This window comes from Ramlibacter sp. (assembly GCA_019635435.1).
Lineage (GTDB): Bacteria > Pseudomonadota > Gammaproteobacteria > Burkholderiales > Burkholderiaceae_C > JAHBZM01.
In genome coordinates this window covers 165106-176611 of sequence record JAHBZM010000001.1, presented here as the reverse complement: position 1 = coordinate 176611, position 11506 = coordinate 165106, and the positions used below count along the sequence as shown (strand labels likewise).

General features: G+C 66.4%; 10 protein-coding genes. 8 read left to right on the top strand and 2 right to left on the bottom strand.

The genetic code is table 11. The features are described from left to right. Positions 1–153 precede the first annotated feature (153 nt). The 7 genes from KF796_00880 (at position 154) to KF796_00850 (ending at position 8380) form a co-directional block, all read left to right on the top strand. Entirely contained in the window at positions 154–1830 is a 1677-nt protein-coding gene (locus KF796_00880) for a long-chain-fatty-acid--CoA ligase (GenBank protein ID MBX3585167.1), read from the top strand. 64 nt (positions 1831–1894) lie between these two features. Further along, positions 1895–2899: an ABC transporter permease subunit gene (locus tag KF796_00875; GenBank protein MBX3585166.1), complete on the top strand. Its 1005-nt coding sequence runs from the start codon at positions 1895–1897 to the stop codon at positions 2897–2899. Then, the gene (locus tag KF796_00870) at positions 2896–3867 is read left to right on the top strand and encodes an ABC transporter permease subunit (GenBank protein ID MBX3585165.1); all 972 of its coding nucleotides are present in this window, start codon (positions 2896–2898) and stop codon (positions 3865–3867) included. The genes KF796_00875 and KF796_00870 overlap by 4 nt, the downstream gene beginning before the upstream one ends. Beyond that, positions 3864–4901, top strand: coding sequence for an ABC transporter ATP-binding protein (locus KF796_00865; protein ID MBX3585164.1), 1038 nt, complete (start codon positions 3864–3866; stop codon positions 4899–4901). Before KF796_00870 ends, KF796_00865 begins: the two co-directional genes overlap by 4 nt. Continuing rightward, positions 4898–5923, top strand: a complete 1026-nt coding sequence (locus KF796_00860; GenBank protein MBX3585163.1) for a dipeptide ABC transporter ATP-binding protein — start codon at positions 4898–4900, stop codon at positions 5921–5923. The genes KF796_00865 and KF796_00860 overlap by 4 nt, the downstream gene beginning before the upstream one ends. A gap of 22 nt (positions 5924–5945) precedes the next feature. Continuing rightward, complete coding sequence (locus tag KF796_00855) at positions 5946–7547, top strand: ABC transporter substrate-binding protein (GenBank protein ID MBX3585162.1); 1602 nt, start codon at positions 5946–5948, stop codon at positions 7545–7547. An 83-nt stretch (positions 7548–7630) separates the two neighbouring features. Next, complete coding sequence (locus KF796_00850; protein ID MBX3585161.1) at positions 7631–8380, top strand: 5'-methylthioadenosine/adenosylhomocysteine nucleosidase; 750 nt, start codon at positions 7631–7633, stop codon at positions 8378–8380. 63 nt (positions 8381–8443) lie between these two features. Here the strand turns inward: KF796_00850 and corA are convergent, their stop codons facing one another. Together corA and KF796_00840 are read right to left on the bottom strand one after the other, a co-directional pair. After that, positions 8444–9430 (bottom strand): magnesium/cobalt transporter CorA, encoded by a 987-nt coding sequence (corA, locus tag KF796_00845; GenBank protein ID MBX3585160.1) that lies wholly within the window; start codon positions 9428–9430, stop codon positions 8444–8446. A gap of 184 nt (positions 9431–9614) precedes the next feature. Further along, entirely contained in the window at positions 9615–10814 is a 1200-nt protein-coding gene (locus KF796_00840; protein MBX3585159.1) for a patatin-like phospholipase family protein, read from the bottom strand. 303 nt (positions 10815–11117) lie between these two features. On the opposite strand from KF796_00840, the gene raiA reads away from it, so the two are divergent. Next, the gene (gene raiA, locus KF796_00835; protein ID MBX3585158.1) at positions 11118–11447 is read left to right on the top strand and encodes a ribosome-associated translation inhibitor RaiA; all 330 of its coding nucleotides are present in this window, start codon (positions 11118–11120) and stop codon (positions 11445–11447) included. Positions 11448–11506 lie beyond the last annotated feature (59 nt).

Here is an 11506-nt window from a genome sequence, read left to right as displayed (position 1 = left end):
GCGGCAAGCCGTGACGCGGCCGGCGGACCGCGCCACGCGCTCGTCTAGAGCGCCCACTCTTCAATTTCATAGGGAAAACACAGTAACCCCACTGGCTTCATCACGACACAATCCGCCAGCTTGAAACGTATTGAGATCGACTGGAGAAGACAAATGAGTGACCGTCCCTGGCTTGGCGCCTATCCCCCGGGTGTTCCCGCCGACATCGACCCTTCGGCCTATGGCTCGCTGGTGGGGTTGATGGAGGAAAGCTTCCAGAAATATTCGGACCGCGTCGCCTACAGCTTCATGGGCAAGGACGTGACCTTCGGGCAGACCGACTCGCTGAGCCGGGCCCTGGCGGCTTACCTGCAGGGGCTGGGCCTGGCCAAGGGCGACCGCGTGGCCATCATGATGCCCAATGTGCCGCAGTACCCGGTGGCGGTGGCCGCCATCCTGCGCGCCGGCTACGTGGTGGTCAATGTCAACCCGCTGTACACCCCGCGCGAACTGGAGCACCAGCTCAAGGACTCGGGCGCCAGGGCCATCGTCATCATCGAGAACTTCGCGGCCACGCTGGAGCAGTGCATTGCCGCCACGCCGGTCAAGCATGTGGTGCTGTGCGCCATGGGCGACCAGCTGGGCCTGCTCAAGGGCGCCCTGGTCAACTACGTGGTGCGCAACGTCAAGAAGATGGTGCCGGCCTACAGCCTGCCGGGCGCGGTGCGCTTCAACGACGCCGTGGCCCAGGGCACACGCGGCTCGCTCAAGAAGCCGGTGCTGGTGGCCGATGACGTCGCCGTGCTGCAGTACACCGGCGGCACCACGGGCGTGTCCAAGGGCGCGGTGCTGCTGCACCGCAATGTGATCGCCAACGTGCTGCAGTCCGAGGCCTGGAACGAGCCGGTCATGAAGAAGGTGCCGGCCGGCGAACAGTCCACCAGCGTCTGCGCGCTGCCGCTGTACCACATCTTCGCGTTCACGGTGGGCATGATGCTGTCCGTGCGCACGGGCGGCAAGCTCATCCTGATTCCCAACCCGCGTGACCTGCCGGCCGTGCTCAAGGAGCTGTCCAAGCACACCATCCACAGCTTCCCCGCGGTCAACACGCTGTTCAACGGCCTGGCCAACCACCCGGACTTCAACACCGTGGACTGGAGCCACCTGAAGATCTCGGTGGGCGGTGGCATGGCGGTGCAGGGCGCCGTGGCCAAGCTCTGGCTGGACAAGACCGGCTGCCCGATCTGCGAGGGCTATGGCCTGTCCGAGACCAGCCCGTCGGCCAGCTGCAACCCGACCACCAGCACCGAGTACACAGGCACCATCGGCGTGCCGCTGCCCAGCACCTGGTTCAAGCTGCTGGACGATGACGGCAACGAAGTGCCCATGGGCCAGCCCGGTGAAATCGCCATCAAGGGCCCGCAGGTCATGGCCGGCTACTGGCAGCGCCCCGATGAGACCGCCAAGGTCATGACGCCTGACGGTTTCTTCAAGTCCGGTGACATCGGCACCATGGACGAGCATGGCTTCTTCAAGATCGTGGACCGCAAGAAGGACATGATCCTGGTCAGCGGCTTCAACGTCTACCCCAACGAGGTGGAAGACGTGGTGGCCAGGCTCGAGGGCGTCCTGGAATGCGCCGCGGTGGGCGTGGCCGACGACAAGTCGGGCGAGGCTGTCAAGCTCGTCATCGTCAAGAAGAACCCTGACCTGACCGAGGCGCAGGTGCGCGACTATTGCAAGGCCAACCTCACGGGTTACAAGCAGCCCAAGATCGTGGAGTTCCGCACCGACCTGCCCAAGACCCCCGTGGGCAAGATCCTGCGCCGTGAACTGCGCGACAAGAAGTAACACGGCAGGCTTGGTGCGCTGCGGCGTGTGACATGTCCGGGCCCTTTTCTTGCATGACGGCGCCATGTTCCGTTTCATCCTGACGCGGCTTTCGCTGGTCATCCCGACATTCTTCGGGATGACGCTGCTGGCGTTCTTCCTGATCCGGCTGGTGCCGGGGGACCCGATCGAAACGCTGGCGGGCGAGCGCGGCATCGACGCCGAACGGCACGCGACGCTGCTCAAGGCATACGGCCTGGACAAGCCCGTGCTGGTGCAGTACGGCATCTACATCGGGCGCGTGCTGCAGGGCGACCTGGGCAAGTCCATCATCACCCAGACGCCGGTGATCCGCGAGTTCCTGACGCTGTTCCCGGCCACCATCGAGCTGGCGCTGTGCGCCATCCTGTTCGCGCTGCTGCTGGGCATCCCGGCCGGGATCATTGCCGCGGTCAAGCGCAATTCGGTGTTCGACCACGGTGTCATGGCGACCTCGCTCACCGGCTACTCCATGCCCATCTTCTGGTGGGGCCTGCTGCTGATCCTGTTCTTTTCGGTGCAGCTGGGCTGGACGCCGGTGTCGGGCCGCATCTCGGTGCAGTACTTCATCGAGCCGACCACGGGTTTCCTGCTCATTGACTCGCTGATCTCCGGCGACAAGGGGGCCTTCTGGTCCACCGTGAAGCATTTGATCCTGCCCACCATTGTGCTGGGCACCAACCCGCTGGCGGTGGTGGCGCGCATGACGCGCTCGGCCATGCTCGAGGTGCTGGGCGAGGACTACATCCGCACGGCCCGGGCCAAGGGGCTGCCGCCGCTGCGCGTGGTGGGCGTGCACGCGCTGCGCAATGCGCTGATCCCGGTGGTCACCGTGATCGGGCTGCAGGTGGGAGTGCTGTTCACTGGCGCCATCCTGACCGAGACCATCTTTTCCTGGCCCGGCGTGGGCAAGTGGCTGATCGAGGCCATCAACCGGCGCGACTACCCGGTGCTGCAGGGCGGCATGCTGCTGCTGGGCGTGGTGGTCATGGTGGTCAACCTGCTGGTGGACCTGACCTACGGCATCATCAACCCCCGCATCAGAAGATGACTCCTCCCCGAAGCGCCTCCGGCGACTCCCCCTCAAGGGGGCGCAACCAGCGGCCCGGCGAAGCCGGTTCCGCGGTTGCCCTCGAAGGGCTGGGCCACTCCGACGCACCGCCCGGGCCGCTGCGCGAGTTCTGGATTGCCTTCTCGGCCAACAAGGGGGCGGTGGCGGGTCTGGTGGTGGTGGTTTCGCTGCTGCTGGTGGCACTGTTTGCGCCCTGGCTGGCGCCGCATCTGCCCGACCAGACCAACAGCGCGGTGTTCCTCAAGCCGCCGGCCTGGCAGGCTGGTGGCTCGGCCGAGTACCTGCTGGGCACCGACGCCATCGGCCGCGACATCCTCTCGCGCCTGATCCATGGCGCGCGGCTGTCGCTGTCGATCGGGCTGGCGGTGGTGTTGATTTCGGTGGCGGCCGGCATTGCGCTGGGGCTGGTGGCGGGCTTCGCGCGCGGCGTGACCGAGATCGCCATCATGCGCATCATGGACATCATCCTGACCCTGCCCAGCCTGTTGCTGGCGATTGTGATCGTGGCCATCCTCGGCCCGGGCCTGATGAATGCCATGCTGGCCGTGGCCGTGGTGGTGCTGCCGCACTACGTGCGCATCACCCGCGCCGCCGTGATCGCCGAGGTCTCGCGGGACTACGTGACCGCGGCGCGCATCAGCGGCGCGGGCACGCTGCGCCTGATGTTCAGCGAGGTGCTGCCCAATTGCGCGGCGCCGCTGATCGTGCAGGCCTCGCTGGGCGTGTCCACCGCCATCCTTGATGCCGCGGCGCTGGGCTTTCTGGGCCTGGGGGCGCAGCCGCCTTCTCCCGAGTGGGGCACCATGCTGGCCGATGCGCGCGAATTCGTGCTGCGCGCCTGGTGGGTCGTCACCTTCCCGGGCCTGGCCATCCTGCTGGCGGTGCTGGCCTTCAACCTCATGGGCGACGGCCTGCGCGATGCGCTGGACCCGAAACTGAAGCGATGAATCCCCCCCTGCTGGAAATCGAAGACCTCTACGTGGAATTCCCCACGCAGGGCCGTGTGATGCATGCGGTGGAGGGCGTCAGCCTGACCCTTGCCGAGGGCGAGGTGCTGGGCGTGGTGGGCGAATCGGGTTCGGGCAAGAGCGTGACCATGATGGCGCTTATGGGGCTGATCGGCTACCCGGGCCGGGTGCGAGCCAAAACACTGCGCTTCGCGGGCCACGACCTGCTGGCGCTCAGCGATAGGGAGCGCCGCCGTCTCGTCGGCAAGGACCTGGCCATGATCTTCCAGGAGCCCACCACCAGCCTGAACCCCTGTTTCACGGTGGGCTACCAGCTGATGGAGACGCTGCGCCTGCACCTGCCGCTGGACAAGGCCGGTGCCCGGCGCCAGGCCATTGAGCTGCTGGAGCAGGTGGGCATTCCGGCCGCCGCGAGCCGGCTCAATGACTACCCGCACCAGATGTCGGGCGGCATGAACCAGCGCGTGATGATTGCCATGGCGATTGCCTGCAATCCGCGCCTGCTGATTGCCGACGAGCCGACCACGGCGCTGGACGTGACCATCCAGGCGCAGATTCTCGATCTGCTGCGCGGCCTGCAGAAGGAGCGCGGCATGGCGCTGGTGCTGATCACGCACAACATGGGCGTGGTCAGCGAGATGGCGCAGCGCGTGGCGGTGATGTACGCGGGCCAGGTGGTGGAGCAGCAGGCCGTGGCCGACCTCTTTGCCAGCCCGCAGCACCCCTACACCGAGGCCCTGCTCTCGGCCCTGCCCGAGCGGGGGACCGAGGGTGGGCGGCTGGCCACCATCCCCGGTGTGGTGCCAGGGGTGTTTGACCGGCCCGCGGGCTGCCTGTTTGCGCCGCGCTGCGCCCATGCCACCGCGCATTGCGAGGCCCTGCGCCCCGAGCTGCGGGCCTGGCAGGGCGGCCAGGTCCGCTGCCATTACCCGCTGGGCGACCCGCAGCGCGAGGAGTCCCGGGAGCGCGACGGCCCGTTGATGGCGGGCCAGGCGTCGGAGGTTGCGACATGACCGTGGTGGTTGAAGCGCACGACCTGCGCCGCGTCTACGCCATCCGCCGCGGTTTCCTGCGCGCGCCGGCGCAGCTGCAGGCCGTGGGGGGCGTGTCGTTCAGCATCGAGGCCGGCAAGACGCTGGCGGTGGTGGGCGAATCAGGATGCGGCAAATCCACGCTCGCGCGCATGGTCTCGCTGATCGAGAAGCCCACCGGGGGCAGCCTCTCGCTGGACGGCAGCGACGCGGTCAACACCCCGGCGGCCGACCGGCGCCGCCTGCGGCAGGCAGTGCAGCTGGTGTTCCAGAACCCCTATGGTTCGCTGAACCCGCGCAAGAAGGTCAGCGCCGTGCTGGAAGACCCGCTGCGCATCAATACGGGGCTCAGCGCGGCCGAGCGTGCCGAGCGCTCCCGCGCCATGCTGGTGCAGGTGGGCTTGCGGCCCGAATACGCCAACCGTTACCCGCACATGTTCTCGGGCGGCCAGCGCCAGCGCATCGCGATCGCGCGCGCGCTCATGCTCAACCCCAAGCTGCTGGTGGCCGACGAGCCGGTGTCGGCGCTGGATGTGTCGATCCAGGCGCAGGTGCTGAACCTGCTGGCCGACCTGCAGGCGCAGTTCAAGCTGGCTTACCTGTTCATTTCGCATGATCTGGCGGTGGTGCGCCACATTGCGCACGACGTGCTCGTGATGTACCTGGGCCATGTGATGGAGCAGGGCGCCAAGGGCCGGATATTCGCGCGCCCCCTGCACCCCTACACCCAGGCGCTGCTGGCGTCCACGCCGGGCGTGGGCCCTCGTTCGGTGCAGCGCATCGTGCTGCAGGGCGAATTGCCTTCGCCGCTGAGCCCGCCCGCGGGCTGCGTGTTCTCGACCCGCTGCCCCTACGCCGTGGCGCGTTGCCACGCGGAGCGACCCGCGCCGCAAATGGTGGATGAGCGGCTCGTGGCATGTCACTTCTCCACACAATTTCTCGAATCGGGTTTTCCCGAATCCGTGGGCCCGAATAATGCGTCACGCTCCGCTCACCCAAATTAACCTTCTCCACAGGAGTTTTGAAATGAAGCTGATTCCCCGTCGCAAACAGGTTGCGATCGCTGTCCTGGCCCTGGCGGCCGCCGCGGGCGTGGGCGCCAAGACGCTGGTGTTCTGCTCGGAGGGCAGCCCCGAGAATTTCTACCCCGGCATCAACACCACGGGCACCTCGTTTGACGGCAACGAGCCCATCTACAACCGCATCGTCGAGTTCGAGCGCGGCGGCACCCGCGTGGTGCCCGGCCTGGCCGAAAAGTGGGAGATTTCCGCCGACGGCAAGGAGTATGTCTTTCACCTGCGCAAGGGCGTGAAGTGGCACAGCCACCGCGCCTTCAAGACCACGCGCGACTTCAACGCCGACGACGTGATCTTCGGCTTCGAGCGCCAGTGGAAGGAAGCCAACCCGTATTACAAGGTCACCAGCCCCAACCACTCCTACTTCAACGACATGGGCATGCCCAAGCTGCTCAAGTCGGTCGAGAAGGTGGATGACTACACCGTCAAGATCACGCTCGAGAAGCCCGAGGCGCCCTTCCTGTCCAACCTGGCCATGCCGTACGCCGCGGTCCAGTCCAAGGAGTACGCCGACGCCATGCTCAAGGCCGGCACGCCCGAGAAGATCGACCAGGAGCCCATCGGCACCGGCCCGTTCTACCTGGTGCAGTACCAGAAGGACGCCGTGATCCGCTACAAGGCCTTCCCGCAGTACTGGGGCGGCAAGGCCAAGATCGACGACCTCGTCTACTCGATCACGCCCGACGCCTCTGTGCGCTGGGCCAAGCTGCAAAAGGGCGAATGCCATGTCATGCCCTACCCGAACCCGGCCGACCTGGACGCCATCCGCAAGGACCCGAACGTGCAGGTGCTCGAGCAGGCCGGCCTGAATGTGGGCTACCTTGCCTTCAACACCCAGAAGAAGCCGTTTGACGATGTGCGCGTGCGCAAGGCCATGAGCATGGCCATCAACAAGCAGGCCATCATCGACGGCGTGTACCTCAGCACGGGCGTGGCGGCCAAGAACCCGATTCCGCCCACGATGTGGTCGTACAACGACGCGGTCAAGGACGACCCGTATGACCCCGCCGCGGCCAAGAAGCTGCTGGCCGCCGCGGGCTTCCCCGATGGCATGACCACCGACCTGTGGGCCATGCCGGTGCAGCGCCCCTACAACCCCAATGCCAAGCGCATTGCCGAGCTGATGCAGGCCGACCTGGCCAAGATCGGCGTCAAGGCCGAGATCAAGAGCTTTGAGTGGGGCGAGTACCGCAAGCGCATGCAGGCCGGCGAGCACCAGATGGGCATGCTGGGCTGGACCGGCGACAACGGCGACCCGGACAACTTCCTCTACACCCTGCTGGGTTGCGAGTCGGCCAAGGGCAACGGCTCCAACGTGGCCAAGTTCTGCTACCAGCCGTTCGAGGAACTGGTCCTCAAGGCCAAGACGGTCTCCAAGCAGTCCGAGCGCGAGGCGCTGTACAAGAAGGCCCAGCTGATCTTCAAGGAGCAGGCGCCCTGGTTCACCATCGCCCACGCCGTGCAGCTCAAGCCCGTGCGCAAGGAAGTCATTGACTTCAAGCTCAGCCCGTTCGGGCGCCACAATTTCTACGGCGTGGACATCAAGGAGTAACGCCGCTGTCTCTGGCCCGTGAGGGCCAGCGCGCCCCGGCGCCTTGCGGCGCCGGGGCTTGTTTTTTTGGGAAGGAGCATCTCATGACCACGGCCATCGTCAGCGCCATGCACGAGGAACTGGCCGCCGTTCTGGCCCTGATGCCGGACGAGCACAAGCGGGTGATTGCCGGGCGCGAATTCTGGCAGGGCCACCTGGAAGGGCGCGAGGTGGTGGTGGTGCTGTCGCGCGTGGGCAAGGTGGCCGCGGCCACCACGGCCACGGTGCTGCTGGAGCGCCTGGGGGTTCAGCGGATTGTCTTCACCGGCGTGGCCGGCGGGCTGGGCGAGGGCGTGAAGGTCGGCGATGTGGTGCTGGCCGAGAGCTTCCTGCAGCACGACCTGGACGCCTCGCCGATCTTCCCGAAGTACGAGGTTCCGCTGTATGGCCGCAGCCGCTTTGACACCGATGGCGCCCTCAGTGCCTTGCTCGCGCAGGCGGCGGCGCAGGTGCTGGCCGATCCGCAGGCGGCGCTGGGCGTCGATGCCGTGGCCGAGTTTGCGCTGCGCTCGCCGCGGCTGCACCGCGGCCTGGTGCTCAGTGGCGACCGCTTCGTGGCCACCACGTCGGAAAGCGCGGCGCTGCGGCAGGCGCTGCCCGATGCACTCGCCGTGGAAATGGAGGGCGCGGCCATCGCCCAGGTCTGCCACGACTACGGCGTGCCGTTCGCGGCGGTGCGCACCATCTCTGACCGCGCCGATGACGCGGCGCATGTGGACTTTCCGCGCTTCATCCGCGCGGTGGCCAGTGGCTACTCGGCCGCCATCACCAGCCGGTTGCTCCGTTTGCTATGAAAAGAAGAGCGCGCAGTGGCCGCCGGTATTGGACTCCAGGCCTTTTTGGCTTGAAAACGCGCTTTATTTGAGCCAGCCGCGCTTGCGGAAGTACCACATGGGCACCACGGCACTGGCCACCATCAGCGTGAGCGCATACGGGTAGCCCAGCGCCCAGTTGAGCTCGGGCATGAACCTGAAATTCATGCCGTACAGGCTCGCGATCAGCGTGGGCGGCAGCAGCGCCACGCTGGCCACCGAGAAAATCTTGATGATCTTGTTCTGGTTGATGTTGATGAAACCGACGGTGGCGTCCATCAGGAAGTTGATCTTGTCGAACAGGAAGGCCGTGTGGTTGTCCAGCGACTCGATGTCGCGCAGGATCTGCCGCGCCTCCTCGAACTGCTCGGCGGTGAGCATGCGGCTGCGCATCATGAAGCTCACGGCGCGGCGGGTGTCCATGACGTTGCGGCGGATGCGGCCGTTCAAGTCTTCCTGGTGCGCGATCGCGCCCAGCACCTCGCCGGCCAGCGCGTCGGTCACGTCGCCCGACAGCACCTGCTTGCTGACCTTTTCAAGCTCGTCGTAGATGCCCTCCAGCGTGTCGGCGGAGTACTCGGCGTCGGCGTCAAACAGCTTGAGCAGCACCTCCTTGGCGTCCTCGATCAGCCCGGGGGCGCGCCGCGCGCGCAGGCGCAGCAGCCGGAACACCGGCACGTCCTCGTCGTGGATGGAGAACAGCACGCCCTTGCTCTTGAGCGAGTCGTTCATGAGGTTCAGGATGAAGGCCACGCGCACCGTGCGCGGCTCCTCGTCGTCGGCGATCAGGAAGTCGCTGCGGATGTGCAGTTCGCCGTTGTCTTCCTCGTAGAAGCGGGCGGACTCCTCGATGTCCTCGTCCATCGCGTCCTCGGGAATGGACAGGCCGTAGTACTGCTTGATCCAGCGCTTTTCCTCGGGCGTGGGGGACTCCAGGTCCACCCAGATGGGCTGGAATTTCGAGAGCTCCTCCAGCGATTCGATCTCTTCCTGGAAGAGCCGGCCGTTGGCGAGCGTGAAGATGTTGAGCATGGGCTCACTCCCGTATTGGTGATGGCATCTGAGACGAGGGGGAAGAAGGTACCGCTTTCAACCCCCGGTTCAGTGCTGGGAGTTGAAAGCTACCGACTGGGGTAGTTTTCCAAGGTGGTGCTCCGTGCTGGCAAGGCTGCGATTATCGCACCGCCCCGCCGGCTGGCGACGGGGCCAGCCGCAACTAGCGCGCGGAAAAGAAGGCCAGCAACTCGCTCTTGCGCGCGTAGGCGTCCTGCTCGCCCAGCGCGACCAGGGCCTGCACAAAGCCGGGCTCGAACAGCAGGTAGCTGGCCAGGGCGCCGCCGCCGCGCAGCGCCCCCAGCCCACCCAGTGCGTTGCGGATGGACCGCGGCAGCTCACCGGCATGGGCTTGCGCCAGCGCATCGAGCGACTGGCTGGGCTGCAGGGCCAGCACCTCGACCGGGCGGTAGGGCAGCACGCCCGCGATTTCGCGGGGCAGCTGGTGCAGGGTGCGGGTCACGCGCTGGGCCTGTTCCACATCGGCCTGCAGGGTGTCGTGGAACACGCTGGCCATGGCATGGCCCGCAATGCCGCCCATGGTCGGGGCGTGCTGCGCCGGCCCGCCGGTGCCGGCGAACCCGGATCGCTGGGGCTGGCCCACCCCCACCACCAGGACCTTGTGCGCGCCCAGGTGCATGGCCGGCGACAGCGGCGACACCTGGCGCATCGAGCCATCGCCAAAGTACTCGCGCCGCCCGTCCACCCACAGCGGCGTCGCGGGAAACAGGAAGGGGATGGCGCTGGAGGCCATCAGGTGCTCGATGGTCAGGGGCTGGAATTCGGCGCGCCGGCCGGGCCGGTCCCAGGGCTGGGCGCGGGCATCGCCCGAGGTGTGGCAGAAGGTCCAGTGCACGCCGCTGCTGTAGCTGGAGGCCGTGACCGCCACCGCATCCAGCGCCTTGCTGCGCAGCGCCTCCTCGATCCCGGGCAGCGACACGGCATGGTGCAGTGTGTCCACCAGCGGCATGGTGTTGAGGATGGCGCCCATGCCGCGCATGTTGCGCCACAGGTTGAGCGCCGCGAGGAACTTGCTCGCGCGAACCCAGGGCGACACCTGCAGCGAATACACGTCGGCCGAGCGCAGGCGGCCCCAGAACTGGGACAACTGGTCAAAGGCCGCGAGGCCCGAGGTGGCGGTGCCTGCCAGGTAGGCGGCATTGAGCGCGCCGGCCGAGGTGCCCACCAGCACCTGGAACGGGAAGGTCTGGTTCACCGTCGGCTTGAGCCGCAGCATGGCGGCCAGGGCCTGCAGCACGCCCACCTGGTAGGCCGTGCGGGCGCCACCGCCCATCAGCACCAGCGCGTGGGAGGGCCGATCCGGGCGGACCAGGCCTGCGTGAACGATGGTGGCAAGGCTCATGGGGGTGGCGAACTGTACCAAGGCCCCTGACCCGGCCGCAACTGCCGGCGTGTCTTTTTGACCCCGCGCCGCGCTGCGGCAATCGTCGGCCCGTCGCAAGGGCGCGGGAAAACCTGAGCCTTTTCAATCACTTGCGCAAGTGCGTCACGGGCCGTTGCGATTGGAAGCGTGATGGGCCGGAAATCCCGTTGCTTTTCGGGGGCATCGGGCGCATAGTGGATTGACCTTCCATGAATCCAAGTCCGCAGGCCGTTCGACCGTCAGGACGGCCCGTATCAACCCAGAGCGCACAGGAGGCTACTCATGAATTTGACGATCAGCGGTCATCATCTCGAAATCACCCCTGCATTGAACAGTTACGTCAAGACCAAGCTCGATCGGATTACCCGGCACTTTGACCAGGTTGTGGACATCAAGGTGCTGCTGACAGTGGAGAAACAGAAGGAAAAAGAACGACGACAACGCGCCGAATGCAACATACACGTCAAGGGCAGCGACCTGTTCGCCGAAAGCTCGCATGCCGACCTGTATGCCGCCGTCGATGAACTCGTCGACAAGCTCGACCGGCAGGTCGTGCGCCACAAGGACCGGTTGCAGGACCACCACCACAGCGCCGCCAAGCGTTTGATGTAGGCGCCACACTCAACCCTTTCTTCCAGGCCGCCGGTCGCCGGCGGCTTTTTCATGTCCAT

Excerpts from the sequence above, each read along its gene's own strand:
- KF796_00865 (MBX3585164.1), top strand. The coding sequence starts at position 3,864 with ATGAATCCCCCCCTGCTGGAAATCGAAGACCTCTACGTGGAATTCCCC.
- KF796_00840 (MBX3585159.1), bottom strand. The coding sequence starts at position 10,814 with ATGAGCCTTGCCACCATCGTTCACGCAGGCCTGGTCCGCCCGGATCGG.
- KF796_00860 (MBX3585163.1), top strand. The coding sequence starts at position 4,898 with ATGACCGTGGTGGTTGAAGCGCACGACCTGCGCCGCGTCTACGCCATC.
- KF796_00855 (MBX3585162.1), top strand. The coding sequence starts at position 5,946 with ATGAAGCTGATTCCCCGTCGCAAACAGGTTGCGATCGCTGTCCTGGCC.
- KF796_00875 (MBX3585166.1), top strand. The coding sequence starts at position 1,895 with ATGTTCCGTTTCATCCTGACGCGGCTTTCGCTGGTCATCCCGACATTC.
- KF796_00850 (MBX3585161.1), top strand. The coding sequence starts at position 7,631 with ATGACCACGGCCATCGTCAGCGCCATGCACGAGGAACTGGCCGCCGTT.
- corA (MBX3585160.1), bottom strand. The coding sequence starts at position 9,430 with ATGCTCAACATCTTCACGCTCGCCAACGGCCGGCTCTTCCAGGAAGAG.
- KF796_00870 (MBX3585165.1), top strand. The coding sequence starts at position 2,896 with ATGACTCCTCCCCGAAGCGCCTCCGGCGACTCCCCCTCAAGGGGGCGC.
- KF796_00880 (MBX3585167.1), top strand. The coding sequence starts at position 154 with ATGAGTGACCGTCCCTGGCTTGGCGCCTATCCCCCGGGTGTTCCCGCC.
- raiA (MBX3585158.1), top strand. The coding sequence starts at position 11,118 with ATGAATTTGACGATCAGCGGTCATCATCTCGAAATCACCCCTGCATTG.